Below are 26170 nucleotides of genomic sequence, written 5' to 3'. Positions count from 1 at the left end.
CCGATTCATAGATCCATTTAACAGCTTTGGCTTCGAATCAACGTTCAAGTAATGCCACCCCTCGACGGCTGGCTTTTTACTCCATCGCCACGTTTAATTGATCTATGCACATTGTCGCCTAGTAATACTGTCACCTATAATCCCCCGCTTGAATTGGAAATGCCGGTATTCATATGGTTTCTCTTCGCTCCATGATTGTCTTGCTGCTTACGACCAGTTTTGCTGCATCAGGCTCTCCCCTGAATCAGGGCAACAACGTGCTACCTGATAATGAAAAAATATGCCTCGAGTCCGTGGAGGCTCTGCTTGGTCAACAGCAGATACTGTTTAGTGATCGCCATGCTGATCCAGAGGTTCGCCGTCATGCTGAACGGACAATTGATGCCAGCCGGGATGCTTATGCCAGACACGGCAGTTATTGCGATGCACAGAAGGCCCTGCAAGCACACAGTCAAGAAAGTGACACTCGTTCCAAACCCGGTGAAATCAGCGTGTTCCGAAGCCAACAAAGTTAACTTCCAGCCTAATAGTTAAGATTCTGATTCGAACGACAAAGTGCTACTATTATACAAAACCGCCGACCGTCAAATGTCTGACTGTACGGACAAATCCGTCTAAGGTGATGTATATGAAAAAATGGCTCATCCCTTTCAGCGTCGTTCCTTTCTTAGTGATGGGCTGCGACACTGAAATGAAACAGGGATTTTCGGAACAAAAACTGCAACAAAGCTGGGTGCTCACCAAAGTAGACGGTAAAGCAATTACAATTACTGAACCCCGAACCGTACCGGGCATGTCGATTGATGCCAACTTGAAAGTCTCCGGATTCAGTGGCTGTAACCGCTTTTTTGGTCAGGCTGAAGTGAAAGAAGGGAATAAGTTTCGCCTGACGGGGATGGGGTCTACCAAAATGGCCTGCATTCAGGAAGACCAGGCAAAAGTGGAATCCGTCATGACCAAATCCCTGCAAAGCTGGAATAACGCTGCGCTGGAAAACAATATTCTTACGCTCACTTCAGAACAGCATATCCTGACATTCATGCCGGAAAATGTTGTTGAGGAAAAGGCGACGCAGTAACGTCCTAATTTTTCATTCTTATTCAGACACGCAGCCATTTTGGCTGCGTGCTGCTTTTGGAAAACTGACCACCATGAAACTAACCAAACGACAGGCAAAAGCGGTCAATCATGCCCTCACCCACTGGGAATCCGAAGGGATGATTCAGGCCGACCAAGCCAGTGAATTACGACAAAGTTACGAAGTTGTCGGCTTTGACTGGAAACTGCTGGCTGTCTACTCATTCTGGATTGCCATTACCTGCTTTATTATTTCCATCGCCGTTTTACTGGCTGATGACTATCTCATGGAGCTGCTGGCCAAAATTATTGATACCCCTGCCAGCGTACTCGCTGTCATCAGCGCAATACTGGCGGCTCTGGCATTCCGCCTTGGATTTCAGCGCCGCCAGCGTTTTCCGGACAAAGCCATCAGTAATGAGGCAATTTACTTTTTTGGCGTATTACTCAGCGCCGTGTCTGTGGGCTTTCTGCGCGAAACCTCGCTCTTGGAATCACTCCATATAGTCTGGTTCCTGCTCATTCTGACAGTACTGTATGCAGCACTTGCTCTACGCCTCAGCAGTATGTTGATCTGGATGTTTGCTTTGCTGGGGTTCGCTGCCTGGGGGCTGGAACTCATCAGCCTTCTGGCTGAACCCGGTGGCTACTTTCTTGGACTGAACCTGCCTTGCTGGATGATTGTGATAGCCCTTATCGTACTCGGTGGTTCAAAGTGGCTGGGCCGCTTATCTCAATATGTGACTCTGTACGAACCAACACGCTTTGTGGGCCTGTTGTACCTGTTGTCGGCACTGTGGCTAGTGTCTATCTTCGGTAATTACGAAAATGCAGCCGAGTGGTCACAGGTTTCTCAGCTGCGTATGCTGCCATGGGCTTTCCTGTCGGGAGTGGTTTGCGTCGCGCTGCTGGTCTTTGGCATTCGTCAGGAAGATAAACTGGCGCGGGGCTTTGGGATCACCTTCTTACTGATTAACCTTTATACCCGCTACTTCGAGTACTTCTGGGATGCCATGCACAAGACCTTGTTTTTTGCCATTTTGGCACTCAGCTTCTGGGTCATTGGCTCTCAAGCCGAAAACTTATGGCAGCTCAGCCGTCGCGGTGAAAACCGTTCTGCGGATTAACTGACCACGAAAAACGCGGCAGCCTTATCGGCTGCCGCGTTCCGTTAATACCCTCTTCCATACCCGCACAGCCAAATCATCGATCCGGCTTTGGTACCAGGCTCCGTCTTAGGCCTGATGACTAAGCAGGTAGGCATCCGCCTCATCTTTCCCCATGTAACGACCCAGCGTTTTAGCAGGCACATTACGTAAGTCCACGACAATCAGGCCGTCCAGGGCATCATTAAAATCAGGGTCAACGTTAAAGCACACCAGCTTTCCGTTCAGTCCCAGATATTGACGCAACAACACCGGCACTCCTTTTCCGCCGTCCAAGCGTCCAATCACCCGTGACAGCAGTTGGATATCCGCCAGAGCCGCCAGCATGTCCGGTTGCCAAAATGTATCGGCACCTTTGTCCAAAGGGTTGCTCGGCGCCACCAGTTTGGCATTGGCCGTGTCATAGTGGTGAAACGCCATACTGTCAGCCAGGAGATGACGCGCTTCCGGGCTGTAGTCGTTGCTGATACTTACCGGCCCGAACAGATGAGTGTAACCCGGGTGACGGGAAACAAACGTGGCAATCCCTTTCCACAACAGCATCAGCGCACTCAGGCTTTTCTGGTACTCACCGGCAATCACCGAACGCCCCAGCTCAATAGACTGCCCCATCTGACGAATAAATCGCTCATCGTATCGGAACAGTGTACGGGAGTAGAGCCCGTTGATTCCCTGCTTGGCGAAAATTTGATCCACCAGCCCCAAGCGGTATGCTCCAACCAGGCATTTTGCTTCAGAATCCCAGACAAACAGGTGATGATAGGCAGCATCAAACTCGTCAATATCCGTCGCTTTTCCGGTACCTTCACCAACAGCCCGAAAGTTAATTTCCCGTAGCCGTCCAAGTTCGGCCATTACCGCTGGGATCCGATCTGCGGTGGCGCAATATACCTCAAACGCACCGGAAGAGAGCAAGTGCTCACTGGCCGTTAACTGTTTGATATCGTTTTCGAGATCCGAGACAGACATAGGTGCAACAACCGGTTCTTTCTCGCCCGCGTCCAATATTGTCTCTGCCCGAAGATTGGCTTTTTTAAGCTGGCACCCCAGCAAATAAGTATTCAGGCGCAGATAATTCACCAGCTGACGTTCTTCCAGCCCTTTTATTTCGCCGTACCCAATGTTCTCTCCAATCGCCAGATTAATCTGCCGGTCACGTTTGTTGAGCAACTCACGCCCCAGCATCAGAGTACGCAGCAACGGGTGAATTCGCCCCGCCATGTAAAAACGGTGACTGTTACGACCATCAATGTACACCGGCACCGTTACGGCCTTATTTTTACAAATCAGACGGCTAACCGAATGGCTCCAGGTTTTATCTGTAATCTGCCGGGTCGCCTTGTCATAACCGGACACTTCACCGGCAGGAAACATCAGCAACAATCCACCTTCCGCCAGATGGCGATTGGCTTCCCGCAGGGCGCGGATATTAGCCTTGATCGCTTTTTCCCCTTCGAATACGTCCACACCGATAAACAGCTCATCCAACTCCGGCACCGTTTTCAGATACTGGTTAGCCAGAATTTTTACGTCATGGCGGACCGCTCGCAGAATCTCTGCCAGTATCACGCCTTCGACACACCCGAGCGGATGATTTGCCACCACTACCGTCGGGCCGCTTTGTGGAATATGCTGAATATTACCTTGCTGCACCTGATACTGAATGCCAAGCACATCCAGGGTAAAGCGCAAGAACGCCGACACATCCCCACCTGCGGGGCGATTGGCATAGAACTTATTCAGTGTTTTCAGGCCTGTTGCCCACTCAGCAACATGCTCTCCCATTCCAAACGGGGTTTTCCTTGGCAATCGAAAAGGGCTCGCTATGTCCATAATGTTTCCTGCAAAACCTAACCTGTTGTGGGAAAAATTATGAGAGTTCGACATGACTGATCTGTGTCACTTTTACGGCAGAACAATGAGAGAAAAAAGACGGTTTAATGAAAGCGACATCCTGCTCCGGCAGGATATGAAATTAGGGTATGCCCCGGATAGCTGCTATCATCAGCAAAAATAACGGAGAAAAAGACAATGAAATCAAAACGCTTTCTTGCCGCTCTGCTGGCCGCCGCAGCGTTGTTGGCTGGCTGTTCCGATGATGAAGTGGGCGACGTCAGCCTGGGTATGTTTACCTTGAAAGACATTAAACTCAACATGCTGGTCGACCCGGAAGTCCCTGGGGTAACCTGCCACATCGCCAGTGTTGAAGCCGACCTGAGCCTGGCTGACCCGAGTGACAGCTCCATTTCATGTCGACAAACCGGTGACATTACGCCGGAAATGATTGCCCGAATCGACAAATCCAAATCCGGCGACGTTGTTTTTAAGAAATCCAAAAGCATTTTCTTCAAGTCGATGAAAATTCGCCGTATTTACGATCCACAGAACCAGACGCTGATGTACTTGTCGTACTCGACAAAAGAAACCTCGGGCAGCTTTAAGCACAGCCTGTCTACCGTGCCATTGTGGGGCACCAAGGCGTATATCGAGCCTACGCCGGAAAAATAAGTTCACATTGAGGCTCTAGCTGTTTTTGGGCTTTTGGCTTTTGGCTTTTGGCTTTTGGCTTTTGGCTTTTGGCTTGCAAGGTGACAGGCAGAACCACAACGATCAAAAAAGGCGCTGTTAAAACAGCGCCTTTTTCAATGCATCTTAAATTAGTGGTTAGCCGCCGACTGGCCGATGTACTGCCGCGGGCTCAACCCAAATTTTTGCTTAAACCGACGGGTAAAATGACTTGGGTGCCGGAATCCCAAGGTGTAGCTGACTTCGGTAATATTGCCACCGGCGTTGAGTAGCCGGGCTGCAGCCTCAAGCTTCGTGTTGATAATAAATTCCGCCGGAGTACAGTTCAGCAGTAGCTTGAACTTCTGATACAAGTTGGTGCGGCTCATACAGGCCGCTTTACAGAGCATATCGATATCAAGGTCGCTGGTGACATTCTTACGCACCAAATGCAGTGCGGCATTCAGACCGTGCGAATCCGGCTCATCCTGACTGTGCTGCAACACAAAATGGCAAGTGTTCTGGCGCAGCAGACGCAACACCAGTTCAGTAATGGCTAAGTCTGCCACCAGCATCCGATCTCGACTGTGTTCTTCGAACACATGGCTGAGTTTATGAATCAGCGCCTGAGTCTGGGGAGCATTGGGCGTATGCCAGGCCATCGGCAGCATATCACTACTTTGTTCATACGTACTGTCAGCAAGGCACAACTGATTCGCCACCTGGCGCACTTTCTCACGGGAAATTTCGATCGTCAGGCACTTAGTCGGCTGATCCAGCCTGGCTTCCGGAAAATCAATATTCACCGACTCCCCCGCCGCCAGCACATATGACTCACCCGGACGAAACAACTTCTGGTCATTAACATGATGCATGATTTTGGTGCCAGTAATCATGGCGCAAAGTGTCAGCTCGCTGACCGAAAATCCAACGGCATCCTCCGGCAGATAAGTATCGTACATACAGACCTGAGAGTGCTCTCCGGTAACGGCCACGCGGTTTTCAACCAGTTTTTTGGGTACTGCGACAGAGATATTTGCCATGCATTGTTAACCAGTTGTTAATTTGTTTGAGTTCATATCATGGTGAAATATGCACCCACAGTCAATTAGTCTGTACTCTGATGAAAGAAAGCACACGCTTTTAACACTAAATTAACCTTGCTTACCAACGACAGTGTGACTCCAGCAACAGTCCACACTCTCAGATAATAACGAAACAAGGAGCAAGACAATATGATTTACCCATGCCCTGGACAAGAAGGCAGTATTGTTGAGTTTAAATCCCGCTACGGAAACTACATCAATGGTGAATGGGTTGCCCCGATTGAAGGCACCTATTTTGAGAACATCAGCCCTGTAAATGGCGAAGTTATCTGTGAAATTCCTCGCTCTTGCGCCAAAGATATCGAAATGGCGCTGGATGCTGCTCACAATGCAAAAGATGCATGGGGCAAAACCTCGGTCGCAGACCGCTCCAATATCCTGCTAAAAATTGCTGATCGCATTGAAGCTAATCTTGAAATGCTGGCTGTGGCAGAAACCTGGGATAACGGTAAAGCCGTGCGTGAAACTCTGGCTGCCGACCTGCCGCTTTGCGTCGATCATTTCCGTTACTATGCTGGTTGTATCCGTGCCCAGGAAGGCTCGATTGGTGAGATCGATGAAAACACCGTGGCCTATCACTTCCATGAGCCGCTGGGTGTTGTCGGTCAGATCATCCCCTGGAACTTCCCACTACTGATGGCAGCATGGAAACTGGCGCCGGCACTGGTCACAGGTAACTGTGTGATCCTAAAGCCTGCCGAGCAGACTCCGGTTTCTATCCTTAAACTGGTTGAAGTCATTGGCGACCTACTGCCACCGGGCGTACTGAATGTGGTTAACGGCTTTGGTGCCGAAGCCGGTGAAGCGCTGGCAACCAGCACACGTATTGCAAAAATTGCCTTTACCGGTTCGACGCCTACCGGATCCCACATCCTGAAATGTGCCGCGGAAAATATCATTCCGTCGACCGTTGAGCTGGGCGGTAAGTCACCGAACATCTATTTCTCTGATGTCATGAATCAGGACGAAGCCTACATCAACAAGTGTGTTGAAGGTGCCGTACTGGCCTTCTTCAACCAGGGTGAAGTCTGTACCTGTCCGTCGCGCCTGCTGATTCAGGAAGACATTTACGACGCATTCATCGCTCGTATCATTACTCGTATCCAGGAAATCAAACGCGGCAACCCACTGGATACCGAGACCATGGTAGGTGCGCAGACTTCAAAGCTGCAGTACAACAAAATCCTGTCTTACCTGGAAATCGGTAAAGAAGAAGGCGCACAGGTGCTGATCGGTGGCGGTATCGATCAAACATCAAGTCTGCCGGGTAGCGGCTTCTACATCCAGCCAACATTGCTGAAAGGCACCAACAAGATGCGTGTTTTCCAGGAAGAGATTTTTGGTCCGGTTGTGGCAGTCACCACGTTCAAAGACGAAGCGGAAGCCATCGCCATTGCGAACGATACTGAGTTTGGTCTGGGTGCCGGGGTCTGGACCCGCGACATGAACCTGGCGTACCGCATGGGCCGTGCGATTCAGGCCGGTCGTGTATGGACAAACTGCTATCACCACTACCCGGCACACGCAGCCTTTGGCGGATACAAGAAGTCTGGTGTTGGCCGTGAAACCCACAAAATGATGCTTGATCATTACCAGCAGACCAAAAACATGCTGGTCAGCTACAGCGACAACGCATTGGGTTTCTTCTGATTCAAAAACAACGTCAATGAGAAGCGTCCTCTCATAGGGCTGATGCCCTGATAAGACAAAGAGCGATAGGGGAAACCCTATCGCTCTTTTATTGACAGGAATACAGAATGCTGCTTAATGGCTGTTTTCGTTTTTATGCTGAGTGCTCCCTGCCACCCGCACCTGTTGCTTCCGCTGACGTTTAACAGACAACATCATTGCTGCTGCGATGCCCCCATAAACCGCCACCTGTAACCACAACTGCGTCCACCAGCCAACGACCTGATGGAAATCCGCCCCCATCTGATTCAGACGCAGAAAAGCATTAATCGCAGGTGTCGACGGAATCAACTGTGCCAGTGCCGTTATCGGTGCCGGTATCGCTTCCGGCGGCCAGATAAAACCTGCCGAAAAAACTAACGGTAACGAACTGAGCAGTACGACAACCGTGGCCAGTTCCCGGCGCGGAATAAGCTGTCCCAGAATCATTCCCAGGAAAATCACTGCCAGTAAAAACGGCAGCGTAACCGCCAGCAAATCCCAGATATTGGCCAGTCGGATGATGTGGTAATAGCTGAAACTGAAGCCGAAATAGTACATGACCAGCGGCAGATAAATCAGCGAAAAGCAGATTCCCCGAACCACCACCACTTGCCAGGCCGGATACTGCAGCCAGTAGCCGGTTTTTCCGGCCAGACGATACTCATTCTGCCCGCCTCCAAGCAAGGCGACCGCAATCAGCAGCGTCTGGTGCAGAATCAATACAAAAACGGCCGGCACCACATAATTGACATACCCCATCCCCGGATTAAAAACCGGCTGGGCATTGAGCTTTATCGGGGTAAATTGCTGGGCAGCCAGAGTCAGGTTTTCACCGGACATGACCATACGGCTGACCTTGGCTTTGGCGGCCAGTGTGCCTCCGGCAGAAGCTAACCCTTCCACCACCGTGCCATATACCAGAAAATAAGCCGCATCACCGGCGTAAACCAGTGTCGGGCTTTTCCCCAGCAACAAATCCCGGTAAAAATTCGGCGGGATCACCAACAAGCCTTCAGCTTGCCCGGCATTGATGCGTTGCCGGGCCTCAGCCAGAGACTCTGCCCTGACGGCAATGGTTACTTGCGGCGTGGCATCCACCATGCGTTCCAGTTCACGGCTGAGCGGGGTTTTATCCTGGTTGACGACCACAATTGCCTGCTCCCGCGGCAGCTGATTGGCATAAGGCATCGGATACAGAAAAGAGTAAATCAGGACGCCACCAAAAACCGTAAACAGAATGGACGGATTGGTAAAAATGGCGCGCAACTCAAACTTAAACAAGGTACGCCAGCTCATTGACTCCCCTCCTGTTCGCTCTGGCTTGCGCCGATGTCATTGACGCGATTAATGTCACTGACACCAGGCGGCGTGGGGTTGTTCGGCTTCGCCAGGTGAGTCACCCGCCAGGCGGCCAGGCACAGCGTCACCGAAAAGACGGCCAACACCAACAACTGCGGCATGGCCTGTGACCAGCTCTGTCCATGGTTAACCTGATGTAACTGTATATCGAGATAGTGCGATACTGGCAGCATCGCACGCCAGAACTGAGCAAACCCCGGCATATCAGTCGCCGGAAACGTCACCCCAACAAACGCAAAGGCCGGCGCGGTAAACCCCGCCGCCAGACTCATTGCTTTGGTGGCATCCAAGGTCATCAGAAAAAGCAGGCTGGCAATGCCCTGACAGGCAATAACCGTCAGGCATTGCGCCAACAAAAGAACGCCCCAGTGACCGTGCATCGGCCAGTCCAGTACGCCGTACACCCCCCAAAGGAACAGCGCACCATGCAACGTGAATATCAAGGTATAGGGCAACAATTTCGCCAACAGGCGGCGAACCGGATAACTTTCCAGCCATGAGCTTATCCCCCGTCCACGCTGTTCTGCGGCGAGGGCCATGATGGTGGTGATCACTATCGCAATCTGCCATGCGGCAGGAATTGCAGCCGCCACCAGAAACTGGCCGTAGTGGCTGTTGCTGTTATAAAGCGGCGTGATCTGACTTTGCACCGGCACGGCCTGCCCCAGCGCCTGTAACGGAACCGAGGCTCCCGATGCCATATGCTGCAAAGCTTCCACTTTGGCGTTCAGTGTTCCTTGCGCCTGCAACACCGCCGAGTTCACCAGTTTGCCAATCAGAATAAACTGGCTGTTGTAAAACACCGTAACCGTGGGCGCTTTGCCGGTCAGGGTCTCTTTTTCCAGATCCCGCGGTACGACCACCAGCGCATAAATATCACCGCCCCGCAGTGCCGCGCCCCCCTCTTCAACCGACGTGAACGATCTGGTCACACTGAGCGTCGGGCTGGCGTCATAATCACGGATCAACTGGCGCGACAGACGGCTGTGGTCGCCATCAACCACCCCGATCGGTAAATCTCTGGCGATCCCGGCAGAAAATACGCCCCACAGCAGGAGGAACACCAGCACCGGTACCCAGCTCACCATCGCGAAAAGCCAACCATCACGCCGGATCAGCTGCCATTCCTGTTTCAGTGCCTGTCGTCTGCACCATGTCGGTGGCGTAACGGATAAATCGGAATGTGCCATTGTCATTACTCGATAATTACACTCATCCCGACACGGAGATGCTCAATCGGCTTCATCGGGCGCGCTTCCACCTCAAACGTACGCATGTCAAAACCCTGCGCCGGATCGGTGGTACGCCAGGTAGCGAAATCCCCCATGGCCGCCACATGGCTAACCTTGAACGCATGGGCTTTATCACCCAGCGCCGGAATCACCGCATTAAACTCTGCCCCGGGGGTAAACTTGTTCAGTTGATCTTCTTTGACATGGAACACAGCCCACGCATCCTGCATGTCAACCACGCTGACCACCGGGAAACCCTGCGGTGCCAGCTCTCCTTCATGCAACAAAACTTGGGTAACCTCACCGTTGTACCAACTGGTGATCTGGGTATCCGCCGCGTAAGCTTCCACTTCCGCCACTGCGCCAGCGGCCATGCGGGCTTTTTCCTGCGCGGCACGACGGGTTTCTTCCCGCGCCCCCTCTGTGGCCATAGCATACATCTGATAAGCGGCGCGTTCGGTATAAAGCGCTGCCTGCCACTGGGTAAAGGCTTCATCCCGTTTTTGCTCGGCCATCACACCGTCTTTGTACAGGTTGTCGACCCGGCGATAGGTTTTTTCCATCAATCCGGCGGCGGCTTTAGCTTTTTGCCATTGATCTTTCGCTGCTGCGATTTCCTGAGAACGCGCACCGTTTTCTGCCTGCTGTGCCAGCGCGCCCGCGGCTTCTTCACCGGCACGGGCTTGCTCCAGCTTGGCGTCCAGCTCCGGGCTCAGCAGAGTAAAAATCAGATCACCCTTCGCAACCGTATCCCCCTTACGCACCAGAACATGTTCAATACGTCCCGGCACTTTGGATGAGATATTGTACTGCTGGGCTTCAACTTGCCCCTGCAAACGGACGGGAGACGGCTGATAAGCCTGCCAGAAGGAGTAACCCAGCCATCCGACCAATGCCGCAGCCGGTATAACCGCGGCCAATGTTTTCAACTTACTCATGACTGAACCTTAATCCCCTGGTATTGCTGATATTGACTGAATTGATTGATATCGCTGCTGACCGCCAACAACTTGGTCAGTGACATGACATACTGATAGGCTGCCGCCGAACGCTGGGTTCGGATACCGGCAAGGTATAACTCTGCGTCGACCACATCCAGTGATGTCGACAGACCCTGACTAAAGGCTTTTTCACGCAGGTTGAGATTTTCCTGTGCCAAAGACAGGCTGGACGCCAGACCATGGTATTCCTCCAGCGACTGCATCGCTTCGCGGTATGTTTTTTCAACCAGCACCGACAGATCCTGCTCAGCCTGGGCCCGCAGATAGTTCACCTGAGTCACGGCACTGTGCGCAGCTTTAACTTTGCCGGAGCGACCACCGTTATCCACCAGCGGAATTGATACTCCAACGCCAACCGCCCAGTCAGGTGCCGTTTTCGCGGCCAAGGTGTCATCTTCATGCAGGCTGTAATTGCCGTACAAGAACACTTCCGGGTAGTACTTGCCTTTTTCCGCATCAATCAGTCCCCGCGCCTGACGGCGTTTGGCGTCAAGAATCTGTAAACCCGGGTAGTCTGCCAGCGTCTTGTCGATAAAAGTGTGCATCGGCGGCAGCGACGGATTGATGAACAGCGCCGTAGACGGCATCACGGCACCCGGGAATTTCAGTAACCGAGACAATGCTGCCTGGGCAATTTCCAAATCCCGTTGGGCTTTTTGGCGATCAACCCGCGCTTTGTCATAGGATGCCTCTGCCTGCAGACGTTCAACACGAGCGATCTGTCCTTGCTGCTCCAGTTTTTGGGCATGCTCCCAATGTTTTTTCAGGCCGTTCTCTACATCAATACGAGTATCAAGCACCTGCTTTGACATTACGACGCCAAAATAAAACTTGGACAGGTCTTCAAACGTCGCTTGCTGCTTCATCGCCAAAAGGGATTTCGCTTCAACCGTCTGTCCTTCGGCAATATCCTGCGCAGCGGTAATTCGGCCACCGGTAAAAATCGGCCAAACCGCTCGGATCGAACTGGTAAACACATCCCTGTCTGTCAGTTGCGAAGTAAACAAGCGATCGATATTAGCCGGGTTGATCCCCAGCATCTGGGCTATGCCCTGAATCGCCTCGCCAGCCGGCATACTAGCAGCCAGATCCGATGGCTTAATTTCAACGGCCTGATCCAGCCGGGTGTAGTTGGCTGACGCAGTGACTTTCGGCAGGTAGAGATCCCTGGCGGCATCCTGCATATGGCGATACCGGTCCACATTTGCTCGCTCAGCGGCCAGGCCATCGTTCTCGCTGATAACTTTCTGCCAGGCATCCCAAAAACTGATGGTCTGCTGTGTATGTCCGCTCTCGATGCGGCTTGTCATCGTGGCCCCCTGAGTGGCCGACGCACCAGATACTGCTATCTGGGCCGGTGAGGCCTGAGAAACCGGTGAGGCTACGCAGGCAACCGAGAGCCATAATGAGGCACAGCCCGGCCACCAGACTGTTCGCTTCTTCTTCATTTTTTTACCTATAAACCATTCCTGGCCGTTTACCGTTGACGATAGAGACGGATTGAAACTGCCAATTCTAGAGCAATAGCTCTAAAAAACAACCAGTCTCCTTATCTGACAAGCACAGCTAATGTCAAACACGTGCCTGAACCCTCCCACAGGGCAACCAAGTCTTCTGTCAGTTGTCAGTCTCAAGCTGTTCTGGTCTGCTGGTATGGACGCATTGCATCCGCACTTTATTTCAGCAACTTGCACATACAGCGTTATACAGAAACCCAGACATGATACGCAATCTGGCACCTAAGCACACCCTGAGGTTCTGAACCACAATAAAGACTGCCCTCTGAAAGACTGTGGTACTGCCTGTATGTCCCTTGACTTAGCTCCCCTGATTTTTGAGCTTTGCGTGATCATTATCAGCGCAGCCCTGTTGGGCACCCTGTTTCTATATGCCTGCCAGCCCATCATTCTTGCCTACATTGCGGCCGGTCTGCTGCTGGGGCCACACGGGCTCAATCTGGTCACCAGTGCCGAAAATATTACTCAGTTCGGTAATCTGGGGGTCATTCTGCTGTTGTTTTTGATCGGCCTGAACCTGCAACCCAAAAAGCTGCTCAGTCTGTTTCATGAAAGCGCCATTATCACTCTGTGCACCAGCGCTTTCTTTTTTGCCGTGACCCTCGGATTTTGCCTGCTGATCCGACTGCCACTACTGGATTCTGCAATCATTGCCGCGGCCTTGATGTTTTCCAGTACCGTCATCGGACTAAAGCTCATTCCGACCACCACTCTGCACCACAAACGTATGGGGGAAGTGATTACCAGTATTTTGCTGGTACAGGATATTCTGGCGATCAGCGTCATTATTTTCCTCAACATGGAAAGCGGTGAGGCAATGGCATTGAGCTTCCTGATGATGCTGGGCGAGTTTGCTCTGATGTGTGTGATGGCTTTTCTGGGGGTAAGATTTGTGATTTTGCCCCTGTTCCGGCGTTTCGATGTCATTCAGGAATACAGCTTTGTGACCACCTTAGCCTGGTGTTTTTTCTGGTCAGAGCTCGCACATCAGGTGGGGTTGTCTTACGAAAGCGGCGCATTTATCGCGGGGCTGTCCATTGCGGTCAGTCAGGTATCACAGGCTATTGCCGTCCACCTCAAACCGCTGCGGGAGTTTTTCCTTATCCTGTTTTTCTTTGCCATCGGGGCCAGAATAGATATTCAGCAAGCCAATATCTACAGCCTGCTGGGGCTGGCATTTGGGGTTATTCTGGTTGGTGTGAAATTTTGGGGATTTAAAGTTGCCTTGCAGCTGGCCAAAGAGAAACCCAGTATGCATCAGGAACTCAGTGCCCGGCTCAGTCAGGCAAGTGAGTTTTCCTTCCTGGTCGCTTATGCCGCCATGGAGACCGGCATGCTGTCCAATCAGGCAGCGCTGTTCATTCAGTTTGCGACTATGGCCACCTTTATTCTGTCGACCTACTGGGTCGTGAAGCGCTACCCGACCCCCATCTCCACGGTCAAAACGTTACGTCAGGACTGATGTCTTTACATCGGCTCTTACCTTGAATCCACCTGATAACTGGAATCCTCCTGATAACTGGTATTCACTTGGGTGTGTCCTCCCGCGCTTGTGGCTCAGCCGATCCGCCCTGCTGAATTAAACAAAAAAAAGCTGCAACCCCAGCCTCAAGGGTTGCAGCAAACTACGGTCAGCATGAACGTAGAAATCGTTGAATAGTGTTTTTCAGACTTGGCTGCGCTTGTGGCCTTAGCCGGGATTGCGGCTAAGGCGTGCGTCTATCCAAGTCCTACTCGGTTTCTTCTCTCACATTTTCTTTTTATCCGTTTGTCTATTATCCACTGCCTCAGGATTACATGGACCAGATATAGAAGATCTGAGATTTCATACGAATGATGATGCCACGCAGCACATCCAGAAACTGCAGGAAACTGTTAGGCTTTTCAGCACTGATCCATGCGATACCAGCTGAGCCGACCGGAATGTCATACCCCGCAGATTCTTCCAGCTTCAGACGAACAAAATGGTGCTTGTTCATAGCATTTTGACCCGTTGTCATACGCACATATTCATCCCGTCCAATCAGGTTGCCCTGACTTTCGCCGGTTGCTTCGATAATGCCTTCCACTTGCGCATTAAAAATAGTGCCGGGATACACCGCAGACGCAAACTCAGCTCGCTGACCCACTTTCACATTGCGAATCGCCTGATGATTTACCCGCATCAACACGTATTTTTCGTTGGTATACATTTGAATACGCGGAATCACACCAACATATTGCCCTTCACGCATGATGAAGTTGGTCAAATAACCATCGGCGGGCGCATATATACGGGTATGGTCCAGATTCCATTCAGCCTGTGCGACCAATTCCTGCTTTTCTGCCAAAGCCGCTTCCCGGCTGCTGACTTCCAGTTGGGCTTTCTCCCAAGCCAGCGTCGCGCGGTTCGCTGCCAGCTTCGCTTGCTCAACTTTGGAGACCAGTGTTACCTGCTCAGCCTTGGCAACATTAACGGCCGTGCGCTGTTCATCTAGCTGAGTTTCAGTGATGGTATGCTGCACAATACGGTTCTGCTCGACATAACGCTGTAGCGTCGTCTGTTTCCACGTCAAATCTTCTTTCGCCGCAATGAGCTGGTTTTCCGCAATCTCGATGTCTTCCTCAGCGGCCAGTTTATTCTCATGGGCGATGCGGACATCCTCACGAGCAATCGACAGGGTCGCTGCTGTCGACGCCAGTTTGGCTTCCGCCTTGTTCAGCGCAATCTGGTACGGTTCGCTATTTAGGGTATAAATCAACTGCCCTTGCTTCACTTTCTCATTTGGCTTCACCAGAATCTGGTCCACATGACCACGAATATCTTTGGAGGCTGGTCGAAGCTGAATAAACGGCGACTGCACGACCGACCCGCCAGACATGTCCATCGGCGCAAACGTAATCAGTCCGATCCAGACAAAAATCAGCCAGCCGCCACCACCAAGATAGGCGAATGACTGGGTGTATTTGTTCCATGGCATGCCGACCATACGTAACAGGTAAATAAACAGCGCCCATACCGCTAATCCTTCAAGCATGATCAGCCTCCGTCGACACGTTTTCTCCCGCCGCCACCTGACGCGAAGAGTGTGGTGCATGTGCCGCCGTTGCTGACAACGCATCACTCTTTACCGGGTGCTTCGCCGCTTCTTCATCGCGACCGAACCAGATATCACGGATCCGGCGCAGCGCCGCTTCACCATCGACAAACGCAATGATCACCGCCATCACCCACACCCAGTGCCAGATAAATCCAATCCAGGTCAGGGCTGTAATCAGCCCTAGCTGGCGATGCTCTTTTTTGTGGGCTTTCTGAATAGGTAATTCATGAATGCGCCAAAATCCGTATGCAGCGGCAACAATGGCACCTACCAGTACCACGCCCGCCACGATATGCAGGGTAGTATCCACCCCGGTATCAACAAATGGCATGCTGACGAGACTCATTTCTTCTCCTGTTCTGAACCAAAAAGTCAGATGTAATACATTGTTTTTATGCAGGTGATTTTGTGAGATCAGGTGGGCTGCTGTAATAAATACGGACAGATTCATTCAAATTAAGCAGATCTATGAAATAATCTAACCATGCCAATCAGCCCTGAAGACTCAAACCATGTCTGTGTCCCCTCCCCTGTTCAATGCTGCCTTTACCCGGGCCATTTTTCTTCAGCCGTTACTGAAAGCACTGAACCGCCATTACAGTCTGTCGCCGGCTCAACTGGATATCCCAGAAGTCCTGTATCGTGAACCGATGCGGTTAATTCCGTTCTCCGATATCAATCGCTGGTTAGAAAACATGGAAAGACAAACCGGTGACCCGGCGTTTATGGTCAAGCTGGCTGAAGATTTGACGTTTAGAGAGATGGATAGACTCGGCGAGTGGTTTTTATCCTCACCGGAATTGGCCTTATCATTTCGCCGAATCAATTACGGTACCAGCTGTCTGCAGGCCGGAGCGACGTTTTACGGCGAACAGTCCGGGAAGTTCATCAAATGGTGCTACGACAACCATTTTTCGCACGGTCGAGGACGGCTGCATGACAGCCTGCGCATGGCAATCATGTTCACCAATACCCTGCGCGACTTTCTGGGTCATAATTACCAACCCCTCAATGTCGAGATCTCTGGTCCTCCCTGTGGTGAGAAAGCACTGCGGGCATTTTTCGGTTGCGACATTCGCTGGAATGCCCCTAAAACCAAAGTCTGGCTGTATGTTTCTGTGCTGGAGCAGAGTAATCAGCATTTGTATCAGAGCCAGCGCCCGATGATGCTGTCTAACCTGGAGCTGGATGAATTTCTCAATATGCCCCAGCCCCACGATGCCGCAAAAACGGTCTATGAAATGATCAATTATTCGCGCTGTTTCGGTTTTCCGTCACTGGATACCGTGGCCGGAAAATTCTCGCTGTCACCTCAGCAATTTCAGCGACGTTTGCGTCTTTATGGCTGGAACTTCACGTCAATTACCAGCTATGTGCTGTGTAATCAGGCTATACAGTATATGCAGGCGGATATCCCCATTGCAGAAATTGCAGCCAAACTGGGCTACTCGAACGTGCAAAGTTTCAGCAAGGCGTTTCAACGTCAGCGGCGAGAGACACCAACCCAGTACAAAGAAAAATTGCTGGAGCGGATGCGCCACTGAAGCCTCTCGCCTGCATCACTCTCTGCGCTGTCGTTGCCAGAAGAAATGAGGTGCAAGGAACTGGACACAGAAAACCCAACCAAGGCATGGTTTCATGCCCCTTTAAGAGTAGGATTTGAGGTTTAGGTTTAGGTTTAGGTTTAGGTTTAGATTTAGATTTAGATATTGGGCAGCGACTGACTTTTGGTTAAATCAGAAAATGAACGCGACCAAAATCAAAGGCTGCACATTCTTCAGATGAGGCTAACCCACTCAGATTTGGCGGCTACAGTGGAGGATAAACCGCTGGTTAGGCGTGATATGGTGGCGCATTTCAAAGCGTGCGTGATTTTCATCCCCGAATTCAGGTTCAAAGAAAATTCGGTATCCCAGTAAATCACGTAGTGCATCCGCGTCAAAAGGGTTGAGGTTGTCGCGGTCCACCTTGATGTTACGTTGTAACAAAACCGGTTTCAGCACATACTGCTTACCGTTGTGAGACAGTTGATAATCCACCGTCATGGTAAAATCCAGCGCGATCTCATCACCCTGGCGGGTTTGCACCCACTCCTGAGAGTGGATCGTGCCGTCGTGATTGAAATGATACGTTGTCCATTCCCGGATATTGTCAGGCGTATCAGGGCGCAGGCAACGCCAGGTGCCGCCTTCCAGACTGGTTGCGCCGGCCATACCTGAACCTGCCAAACCAGACAGAAAAACCATCACCTGTACAGCTTTACCCAACCGCATCCGTTTAACTCCTGATATTTATTTGATTACAATCAGTTATAGCAGGTATTCGTGGTAAGCAAAAGCCACAAAAAAGGGGAAGCCAATGCTTCCCCTGTCTTCATATCCGGGATGGGATTAGAAGTGGTAGTCCACAGACCAGACAACTTGCTGGGAGTAGTCGATCTTGGTGTTGTTCTCTTTGTAATCCTGATCCAGGTAACGGTAAGTCAGATCTGTTGACCAGTTGTCGGTGATTTTGTACATCGCACCTACCTGGCCGCCCCATACAAAGTCAGATGAGCTGTCGTTGTTAATTTCGCTGTCAGCAAAACCGGCAGATACACCCGCAAACAGGTTCACTTTCTGATGAACTGGCAGTAGGTAATCGTATGAAGCCAAGAACATGTTTTGCTCTGACTTATCCATATAGCTGTAAGTACCCATCAGACGGTGGTGATCGTTGATGATGGCACCACCACGCAGTTGGTAAGTCGCATCTTCGCCGTTTTGTTCGTACTGACCTTTTACGTTGTCGTTCTGGTAACCAACACCGCCACCAACAAACCATTCAGTGTCAGCAGCAAATGCAGGAGAAGCAGCCATTACAGCCAGTGCCAGTGTTGAGATTGCAGTGATTTTTTTCATCTTTTTTGCTCCTATCTCTTCCACTCAGCCCGGTCACACCTGACCGACCTGTTGAAAAAAAATTGTGTGTAAAGTTTGTCTTCGTTAAACACCTTACACCTGCAACCTTAACCACAACTTAAAATATAAAACATCGTTTTTAATCTGAATGCACGCTGAACGGCACATTTTTTTCGCCACCACTTTTATGAATCATACGAAACGGTATACCAAACGTTGCGCAAGACATCTGATGCTCAAAAGGCAAAATGACCGCTTTCGATCAAAGCCACCGCGCAGCATTAGCGAGCCCACTCCTCAGGCCAGCGCCAGTTGTCCCGCCTTGCTCGGCGGCAAGCCAAAATACCGCTTGAACTCCCGACTAAACTGGGTTGGACTTTCATAACCGACTTTTATCGCGGCCACATTAGCGGGCATCCCTTCCTGAATCATCAGAGTTTTTGCTTTGTTCAGGCGAATTTTCTTGATGTACTGTAACGGTGGATCGGTCACCACTTGCTTGAAGGTTCGGTGAAATGCTGAAACGCTCATCCCTGCCATTTCCGCCAACTCTTCAATCGACAATTTCTGATCGAAGTGAACCTGAACATGGTTAATCACCCGCGAGACTTTCGACAGAGCACTGTCCTGCTTACAATATTGTGACAGCAGGTATCCCTGCTCACTTTTCAGTAACTGAAAATAAAACTCTCGCAGTAACTGGCGCCCAAGGACTTTGGCATCCAACGGTTTATCCAGGCAACTGAGCAGTCGACAGACACTGTCTTCAATTCCCGACGTGATTGGCGTTACAGCGACCCCACGGCCAGACTCTTCACGCCAACACAGCGTACCATCGTCATGCTGTTCGACGCTATCCACCAGCTCCTGCAATAGGGTTCGATCGAAATCAATATCAATGCCAATCAACGGCGCGTCTTCAGATGCAAAAGTTTCACAGGCGATAGGGTATGGCGTTGCCACAATCAGGCAATGTTCGGTATCGTACTCAAAACGATAATCGTTGAGATGACCAATCTTATTCCCCTGTAAGATCACGACAACCCCTTGCTGATACATCTGAGGTGTCACTTTGTGGTATTTGTTGATTCTGAACAGGCGAACGCCAGGAACCTCGGTCTCAACAATTCCGGCCTGATGGCTCAAACCATAGTAATGGCAAAGCTGTTCACCTTTTTCCTGACACTTTTTCATCGTGGTATTCCCAAATTGGATGCTTTCTCTGAACCTGAGTTTCACCGCCATCTTAGGCAGGGTTGGGGCGGAAAACAAGGTAAATGACTGAGTGACTCACAAAGCAGGACCCTAACCAAGACAATATGAAATCTGGCAAACCACAAGTATTTTCTGACAAACACGCCTCACTTATTTTGAGAGAAATAGGCAAGCATTAAACAGGATCGAGCATCACCTTTCAGTCTTAACTGGCGTAAACTTGTTGGCGTACTAAAACAGGCCTCACTCGCCTTATCAGTGAGGCAGTCACTACCCTGGAGACGTATCATGCAAAAATTCACCTACCAGAACCCAACTCGCATCCATTTTGGTGAAGGCCAAATCGCCGCTATCGCCAATGACATTCCGAAAGACAAGAAGGTACTGGTGATTTATGGTGGTGGCTCCATCAAGAAGAATGGCGTGTACGAACAAGTCAGCGCAGCACTTGCTAGTCATGAATGGGCTGAATTTGCCGGTGTTGAGCCTAACCCGCAATATGACACCCTGATGAAAGCAGTAGAGAAAATCCGCAATGAGAAATTCGACTACCTGCTGGCCGTTGGCGGAGGATCTGTGATTGACGGTACCAAGTTCATCGCTGCGGCAGCCTGCTATGAAGGTGAAGATCCGTGGCACATTCTGGCCAAGCAGCATACGGTAGAAGCTGCGCTGCCACTGGGTTGCGTACTTACCCTGCCTGCCACAGGCTCAGAGAGCAACAAAGGTGCAGTGGTTTCACGCGGTAAAGACAAACTGGCTTTCATGACTGACAAAGTCCAGCCACTGTTTGCGGTACTTGATCCAACCACCACGCTGAGCCTGTCTCCGCGCCAGGTTGCCAACGGCGTTGTCGATGCCTTTGTCCACGTCATGGAGCAGTACCTGACGTTCCCGGTGAATGCCAAAGTACAGGATCGTTTTGCAGAAGGCCTGCTGCTCAATCTGATTGAAGAAGGCCCGAAAGCACTGGCTACCCCGGATGATCTGGATGTGCGCGCCAACATCATGTGGACCGCCACTCAGGCATTAAACGGTCTGATTGGCGTGGGGGTGCCTCACGACTGGGCAACTCACATGATTGGCCATGAACTCACCGGTAACTATGGTATCGACCATGCCCGTACCCTCAGCATCGTGCTGCCTGCGGTCATGAAAGAACGCCGTGCCGACAAAGAAGCAAAACTGCTGCAATATGCTGAGCGTATCTTCGGTATCCGTGAAGGTTCTGTTGATGAACGCATCGACGCGGCCATTGAGCGAACCATTGCTTTCTTCAAAGAAATGCAGGTGCCAACTCGTCTTGCCGACGTGAAACTGGGCGAGAGCGATATTGATGTGCTGATGAGCAGCCTTGAAAGCCACGGTATGACAGCACTGGGTGAACACGGCAACATCACTCTGAACGACAGCCGAGCGATTCTGGAAGCCGCACTCTGACAGAAACAGGTTAAACGCCAGTTTGCTGGGACTCTAGGTGCCTGAAAAACACGCTCCTGTACCTCAATGAAAACGCCCGAGGCTGTATCAGCCTCGGGCGTTTTTTATCCGGAGCCGTTTCAACCCCACCGAAATATCAACTTACTGCATATTCAATGCATGGCTCGCTACAAGCTATCAGGCTCAACCCGCGCTAGCATTTCCCCGGCCGACACCGGTTGAGCCGCCAGCTGAGACTGGTGTTCGTTGGGCTTATTACCCGCTAAATGAGTAGCGTCCAGTTTAGCTGTCGCCAACGGAAGTTGCCGTCCCTGAGTGTAGCGGGAGGCCAGAATAATGCTGCCACCTTTAATCACATCGATAATCTCACGGTTTTTTTCCGGTGGCAGTGCCGGGCAGCCCCAACTCCAACCAATAAAATTGTTATTTTTCAGAAAGTCCGGCGATGCATAATTGGCCCCGTGGATCACGATATGACGTCGACGAGCATTATCGTTCACCCCTTCCGACAAACCGTCCAGGCGCAAGGAGTAACCATATTTACCGTAATAGGTTTCTGCGGTCTTATACACGCCCAATGAGGTTTGCCGAGAATTGACCGTGTTGGAAAACTTGGTCGCGAAAGCGCCACCACTTTCAATACCGTGGGTGGTGAAAGTATGATACTTCAGTTTTTTTTCCAAGAGGTCTATCACGTAAAAACGACGCTGATAGGATGGACGGTTAAAATCGATGAGCACCAGATGGTGATTAGCGCCGGAGCCATGGCTGAGATAGGCGTCAACACCTTCTTCAAGCAGGCTATAGTCCAGTACCCCCTGCAATCTTGCAGACTGATACACATCCTTGGCTAACTTTTCTGCATACTCGCTCGGGCTCGCCAGAACTACAGCAGGAAAGTACAACAGGCAGAGAAGTTTTTTAAGCATATTGTGTTTACGACTTTGTCATTATCTTTGTATTCATTCTCACATCTAATAATAACAGACTGCATTTGAATAGATTTGTTTTTTATTACTGGCTCTACCAGCTACGCAAAATTATGCAACTAAAACCGCAAAAAGGTCACAAAGTCATCAAAACTGCAACTCTCGGGGGAATTTCCCCAACAAAAGTGGGAAATTCCCCTACTTTTTTTAAATTACAAATTGCTAAAATAAGCCTGTGAAAATCGATCAGAATACATATTTATCTGTCCTTATTCACATGCTAGAAAACACCCCAACGCCAGCAGGGCTGAAGTCAAAAAACGGCGTGTTTGCGTACGCTAACCAGGCATACCGCACTCTGGTCAACGCACCGGATAACATCGAAGGGCTGACAGACGGTGATCTACCATGTGATACGGCTCAATTTGCGCCCGTGTTTGTCCAACAAGACAGACAGGCAATGGCACAAAACAAGACAATCACCACAATTGACATCCATCACTACGCGCATGGCTTTGATGCCTACACGTTCGAGAAACGTCCGATAGTGATTAATGGTGAGACATGGGGGATCCAGTTCAATGCCATAAACCTGAAAAAGTGGGTAAATCTGGCAACGTTTGCCGAAGTGTTTGCTCTTGATAAAACAAACGCCTCACTCTGTACCCTGACGCTACAGGATGTACAGTTAACCTCATCCCAGGAAATCGTGCTCTTCTGGCTGTTAAGGGGACGCCAGACTAAACAAATTGCACAATTGATCCATCGCACTCCGAAGGCGGTGGAAAAGCAAATCGCCAACTTGATCACCAAGTTTGCTGATTATGGCGTTACTAACCGCGCCTCTCTGATTGAGTACGCACGCAGTCATGGATGGCTGTCTGTCATCCCTGAGCAACTGTTCAAACGTCCGGTTTCTGCCGTTATAGATGAACAAGGCCTCAACTGAGGCCTTGGGGATGTCTTCGTTAAACGTCATCGCTAACGCTTAGCTTGTTAAAAAAGTGTGCTTCAGCCACATAGCCTACTAGACAGATGTCGGCAGTGTTTCCGCCAAACGTTCCGAGGCGGACAACGAGGATGAGCCCACCCGTTGCTGCTGCATATGACTCAGCTTTACTACCATTTCCTCGCCGGATACTGGCCTGCTGAACAAAAAGCCCTGACCGTAATCACAGCCTTCAGCAAACATTTCAGCGTATTGCGCCTGCTGTTCAATGCCTTCGGCCACCACTCGCATACCCAGTCCTTTCGCCAGGGTAATAATGGCGCGGATAAAGCGAATATCGTAGCCGGACTGATGAATTTTCCAGATAAAGCTTTTATCAATTTTCAGGATCTGAAACGGCATTTCCTGTAAATGGCTGAGCGAGGAATACCCGGTACCAAAATCATCCAGCGCCAGCTCTACCCCCATCTCCCGCAGCTTTGGCAACACATTGGCAGAATTTTCAATATCATGCGATGCCGTATCTTCAGTGACTTCCAGTACCAGATCGTTCGCCGACATCCCGGTTTTAGTCAGCAAGCGCTGGACTATCTCCGCCAGATCACAATGCGAATACATGGTCGGTGAAATGTTCACTGCCACCCGGATCGCCGGGAGCCCGGCCTGTCGCCAGCGAACATTCTGCTGGCAAGCCTGTTCCAGCGCCCACTCATTCAGCGTTTGCGCCAACCCGGATTTCTCTGCGATATCGATCACTTCTGCCGGGGAAATATCGCCGTAAATGTCATGATGCCAACGAACCAGTGACTCAACCAGCTTGATGTCCCGGGTTTGCAGGCACACAATCGGCTGATAAACCTGCCTCACCTCACCACGCATCAGCGCCTGGCTTAACGCATCTGTCAGCACCCGCTGGCGAATGGCCTTCTCATTCATATACGGCTCAAAAAAGCAGTATGAGGTTCCGCGGGTCTTCTTCGCAGTATACATCGCAGTATCTGCATGGCTCATCAACTGCTCTGCCTCAGCCGCATCTTGCGGATAAAGGCTGATACCGATGCTCATCTGGGCTAACTGGCGGTGCCCGTCAACCTCAATTTCATCGTCAAACTGTTGTTTGATTCGTTCAATAAGCTGCAGGCACTCGCCCCTTCCCTGCACGGCAGGCTGAAGAATGACAAACTCATCGCCCCCCAAGCGGGCAACTTTACATCGTGCAGGTAATTCTGACAGCCGTCTGGCCACTTCTTTTAAAAAGATGTCTCCCGCACCGTGCCCAAGGTAGTCATTCACGCCCTTAAAGTTATCCAGATCCAGGGTATAGAGGGCCATTTGCTGATTTTTCCCCGGCTCCAGCGATATGATGGCGTCTTGCAGACACCCGTTGAAACAGGCACGGTTTGGCAATCCGGTCAGAGGGTCACGAAACGCCTGACGCCGATTAATCCGGCTTTCCCGAATCACCAACAAAATCAGCATTGCACCACTCAATAACAAACCGTATAAGTAGTAGTCTTCTCCTGTATGGGCATCAAAGATACGGGTCAGGTTGTCACGAGTCGACTTGATTGAAAAATTGTTAACATAAAATTCCCGCACCTGTTTCTGAATCGGAGCAAACTCACGCATCAGCCTTTCCGCTGCCGGGTCACCACCGGTTAGTGCAAATACCTCAGGTTCAAACCGTTCCAGCTCATGTTTTAGGTTCTCCAGCAGCTCGACCGCACCGTGGCGTTCTCGGAACATCCGGTTTTCTTCACCAACCGCCAGTACATCAATCCGACTCCAAAGAATGTCAAAGCGAAGCTGAACGTCCGCAGCACCTTCAAAATCCAGCGCAACCAGCTGCAACGAGTGCATAAACTGGTAGAGTTCACGATCCAGTTCCGACACCGCCCAATTGACCGCTTTCATTGAACCGGTGATCAGTTCCGTGACATGGTGATGGCGCAGAGAGCTGACCACAGAGCTGATTGCAAAAATGGCAACCGTCATCGACAACAGCAGTATCTTTATCTTATACATCAATACACAACCAGCTCGTGTAGTTGCCAGACCATATCTTCATGGAACAGCGTCGTATCTAATTCAGGGTAATCCGACAACGGCAGAATCAGCCATAACGGGCCTTTATCCCGAACCCTCATGTACTCACCATCGGTTTTAATGGCAATAATGACCGGGTATTTGCCCAGGACCTCCATGTTCAACTCGGCCTGATAACCGTTCAGCCCTTTTGCCACAACCCTGTGCCCTTCGGCCTGCAACTGATCCAGCAGATCGGTCAGTAATACGCCATCGTACCGATGCAGGGTATCCGTCCAGGGCGTCAATGTGACTACCTGGGTCTGCGGAAACTGTTCCAGCATCTCACGATCAAACTGCGCAGCGCGGTTCAGATTCGTGTGATGAATGGCACCGCTCACCGACAAAATCACATCCATTTTCGGTGTCGGAAAAACGGAAGCATTACTGACAAAACTGCTGAGGGAGATAAGAAATAAAATAAAAAATCTATTCATCCTGATGTCTCTGGCTGACTGTATCCTGAATTAACGTTGCTTATCAGAAATACCCATTAGGGGGTAACTCATATTGTTTCCCACGGTTTATTTAAATCAATGTAGGTGAATGCTTCTCTGGTCGGCGTTGATTGAAGATAGATATTCCCACCCAAGTCTCTACTTGTTTAGGTGGTTTAATTTAAATATCAATATGATTTGTAAGTGAAAAGAACGTAAGAAATGCGTTGTGCAAACGTGCAGCGATACATAATCTCAAGTATTCATTAACGAAAATTATATGTTAGGCTAATAAAATTGCAAAGCGTATCATGCACATAAAGCATACTTCAGCCATAGAACATCATTCTGTAAACATCATACGACGTCAATTATTTGAAAAGATAAATTCCAATTAAATAAATTATTAATAATTTTTAGAGAAAATTATCACGTTCTGTAATTCTTCTTCCATATATTGAGTGGGTTTCAATAATCACTGTCTATCAAACAGACGATGAG

The 26170-nt window shown here is 50.5% G+C and carries 22 protein-coding genes and 1 pseudogene; 9 read left to right on the top strand and 14 right to left on the bottom strand.

Annotation, left to right across the window (positions count from 1 at the left end; all coding sequences use genetic code 11):
- The first annotated feature begins 173 nt into the window (after positions 1-173).
- From C9I92_RS07955 to C9I92_RS07945, 3 genes are all read left to right on the top strand, one after another.
- Entirely contained in the window at positions 174-515 is a 342-nt protein-coding gene (locus tag C9I92_RS07955) for a hypothetical protein (protein ID WP_146149676.1), read from the top strand.
- Between the two features lie 113 nt (positions 516-628).
- Positions 629-1078 carry an META domain-containing protein gene (locus tag C9I92_RS07950; RefSeq protein ID WP_047887719.1) on the top strand — a complete coding sequence of 150 codons (450 nt, stop codon included), beginning with the start codon at positions 629-631 and terminating at the stop codon, positions 1076-1078.
- Between the two features lie 73 nt (positions 1079-1151).
- Complete coding sequence (locus C9I92_RS07945) at positions 1152-2204, top strand: hypothetical protein (RefSeq protein WP_047887718.1); 1053 nt, start codon at positions 1152-1154, stop codon at positions 2202-2204.
- Between the two features lie 108 nt (positions 2205-2312).
- Here C9I92_RS07945 and C9I92_RS07940 read toward each other — a convergent pair whose 3' ends face one another.
- Positions 2313-4076: a bifunctional lysophospholipid acyltransferase family protein/GNAT family N-acetyltransferase gene (locus C9I92_RS07940; protein ID WP_047887717.1), complete on the bottom strand. Its 1764-nt coding sequence runs from the start codon at positions 4074-4076 to the stop codon at positions 2313-2315.
- A gap of 198 nt (positions 4077-4274) precedes the next feature.
- On the opposite strand from C9I92_RS07940, the gene C9I92_RS07935 reads away from it, so the two are divergent.
- Complete coding sequence (locus tag C9I92_RS07935) at positions 4275-4751, top strand: CreA family protein (protein ID WP_047887716.1); 477 nt, start codon at positions 4275-4277, stop codon at positions 4749-4751.
- A gap of 149 nt (positions 4752-4900) precedes the next feature.
- On the opposite strand, the gene C9I92_RS07930 is transcribed toward C9I92_RS07935, so the two are convergent.
- Positions 4901-5791, bottom strand: coding sequence for an AraC family transcriptional regulator (locus C9I92_RS07930; protein WP_047887715.1), 891 nt, complete (start codon positions 5789-5791; stop codon positions 4901-4903).
- 192 nt (positions 5792-5983) lie between these two features.
- On the opposite strand from C9I92_RS07930, the gene exaC reads away from it, so the two are divergent.
- Positions 5984-7504, top strand: coding sequence for an acetaldehyde dehydrogenase ExaC (gene exaC, locus C9I92_RS07925; RefSeq protein WP_047887714.1), 1521 nt, complete (start codon positions 5984-5986; stop codon positions 7502-7504).
- A 114-nt stretch (positions 7505-7618) separates the two neighbouring features.
- Here exaC and C9I92_RS07920 read toward each other — a convergent pair whose 3' ends face one another.
- From C9I92_RS07920 to C9I92_RS07905, 4 genes are read right to left on the bottom strand one after another with little or no spacing between them, the layout of a single operon-like run.
- Positions 7619-8821 (bottom strand): ABC transporter permease, encoded by a 1203-nt coding sequence (locus C9I92_RS07920; RefSeq protein WP_047887713.1) that lies wholly within the window; start codon positions 8819-8821, stop codon positions 7619-7621.
- Positions 8818-10074, bottom strand: coding sequence for an ABC transporter permease (locus C9I92_RS07915; protein ID WP_084712707.1), 1257 nt, complete (start codon positions 10072-10074; stop codon positions 8818-8820). Before C9I92_RS07915 ends, C9I92_RS07920 begins: the two co-directional genes overlap by 4 nt.
- Before the next feature lie 5 nt (positions 10075-10079).
- The gene (locus C9I92_RS07910) at positions 10080-11054 is read right to left on the bottom strand and encodes an HlyD family secretion protein (RefSeq protein ID WP_047887712.1); all 975 of its coding nucleotides are present in this window, start codon (positions 11052-11054) and stop codon (positions 10080-10082) included.
- The gene (locus C9I92_RS07905) at positions 11051-12427 is read right to left on the bottom strand and encodes a TolC family protein (RefSeq protein ID WP_047887749.1); all 1377 of its coding nucleotides are present in this window, start codon (positions 12425-12427) and stop codon (positions 11051-11053) included. The genes C9I92_RS07910 and C9I92_RS07905 overlap by 4 nt, the downstream gene beginning before the upstream one ends.
- Before the next feature lie 496 nt (positions 12428-12923).
- Between C9I92_RS07905 and C9I92_RS07900 the strand changes: the two genes are divergently transcribed.
- Entirely contained in the window at positions 12924-14096 is a 1173-nt protein-coding gene (locus C9I92_RS07900; RefSeq protein WP_047887711.1) for a cation:proton antiporter, read from the top strand.
- A 331-nt stretch (positions 14097-14427) separates the two neighbouring features.
- On the opposite strand, the gene C9I92_RS07895 is transcribed toward C9I92_RS07900, so the two are convergent.
- Both C9I92_RS07895 and C9I92_RS07890 read right to left on the bottom strand, forming a co-directional pair.
- Positions 14428-15651, bottom strand: a complete 1224-nt coding sequence (locus C9I92_RS07895; protein WP_047887710.1) for an HlyD family secretion protein — start codon at positions 15649-15651, stop codon at positions 14428-14430.
- Entirely contained in the window at positions 15644-16060 is a 417-nt protein-coding gene (locus C9I92_RS07890; RefSeq protein WP_242551943.1) for an MFS transporter, read from the bottom strand. The genes C9I92_RS07895 and C9I92_RS07890 overlap by 8 nt, the downstream gene beginning before the upstream one ends.
- 166 nt (positions 16061-16226) lie before the next feature.
- Here C9I92_RS07890 and C9I92_RS07885 point away from each other — a divergent pair, with 166 nt between their 5' ends.
- Positions 16227-17258: an AraC family transcriptional regulator gene (locus C9I92_RS07885; protein ID WP_047887709.1), complete on the top strand. Its 1032-nt coding sequence runs from the start codon at positions 16227-16229 to the stop codon at positions 17256-17258.
- Between the two features lie 252 nt (positions 17259-17510).
- Here C9I92_RS07885 and C9I92_RS07880 read toward each other — a convergent pair whose 3' ends face one another.
- The 3 genes from C9I92_RS07880 to C9I92_RS07870 all read right to left on the bottom strand — a co-directional run bounded on the left by C9I92_RS07880 (position 17511) and on the right by C9I92_RS07870 (position 19808).
- On the bottom strand, positions 17511-17987 hold the full coding sequence (locus C9I92_RS07880) for a hypothetical protein (RefSeq protein WP_084712703.1): 477 nt from the start codon (positions 17985-17987) through the stop codon (positions 17511-17513).
- A gap of 117 nt (positions 17988-18104) precedes the next feature.
- Positions 18105-18614 (bottom strand): porin family protein, encoded by a 510-nt coding sequence (locus C9I92_RS07875; protein WP_047887708.1) that lies wholly within the window; start codon positions 18612-18614, stop codon positions 18105-18107.
- Between the two features lie 297 nt (positions 18615-18911).
- A complete protein-coding gene (locus tag C9I92_RS07870) occupies positions 18912-19808 on the bottom strand; it encodes an AraC family transcriptional regulator (protein WP_053061952.1) in 897 nt (298 codons plus the stop codon).
- A gap of 309 nt (positions 19809-20117) precedes the next feature.
- Between C9I92_RS07870 and C9I92_RS07865 the strand changes: the two genes are divergently transcribed.
- Positions 20118-21269, top strand: coding sequence for an iron-containing alcohol dehydrogenase (locus C9I92_RS07865; RefSeq protein WP_047887707.1), 1152 nt, complete (start codon positions 20118-20120; stop codon positions 21267-21269).
- Between the two features lie 320 nt (positions 21270-21589).
- On the opposite strand, the pseudogene C9I92_RS07860 reads toward C9I92_RS07865, so the two are convergent.
- A pseudogene (locus C9I92_RS07860) lies at positions 21590-22198 on the bottom strand (murein L,D-transpeptidase catalytic domain family protein); the annotation flags it as partial.
- Between the two features lie 277 nt (positions 22199-22475).
- On the opposite strand from C9I92_RS07860, the gene C9I92_RS07855 reads away from it, so the two are divergent.
- Positions 22476-23147, top strand: a complete 672-nt coding sequence (locus tag C9I92_RS07855) for a PAS domain-containing protein (protein ID WP_047887706.1) — start codon at positions 22476-22478, stop codon at positions 23145-23147.
- A gap of 78 nt (positions 23148-23225) precedes the next feature.
- On the opposite strand, the gene C9I92_RS07850 is transcribed toward C9I92_RS07855, so the two are convergent.
- Together C9I92_RS07850 and C9I92_RS07845 are read right to left on the bottom strand one after the other, a co-directional pair.
- On the bottom strand, positions 23226-25172 hold the full coding sequence (locus C9I92_RS07850) for a putative bifunctional diguanylate cyclase/phosphodiesterase (RefSeq protein WP_084712701.1): 1947 nt from the start codon (positions 25170-25172) through the stop codon (positions 23226-23228).
- Positions 25172-25669 (bottom strand): putative pterin-binding protein, encoded by a 498-nt coding sequence (locus tag C9I92_RS07845; RefSeq protein ID WP_047887705.1) that lies wholly within the window; start codon positions 25667-25669, stop codon positions 25172-25174. Before C9I92_RS07845 ends, C9I92_RS07850 begins: the two co-directional genes overlap by 1 nt.
- Positions 25670-26170 lie beyond the last annotated feature (501 nt).

It is taken from the genome of Photobacterium ganghwense (assembly GCF_003025595.1).
Lineage (GTDB): Bacteria > Pseudomonadota > Gammaproteobacteria > Enterobacterales > Vibrionaceae > Photobacterium > Photobacterium ganghwense.
Note: the sequence above shows the minus strand (reverse complement) of the source record. Positions and strands in the feature narration are given on the sequence as shown.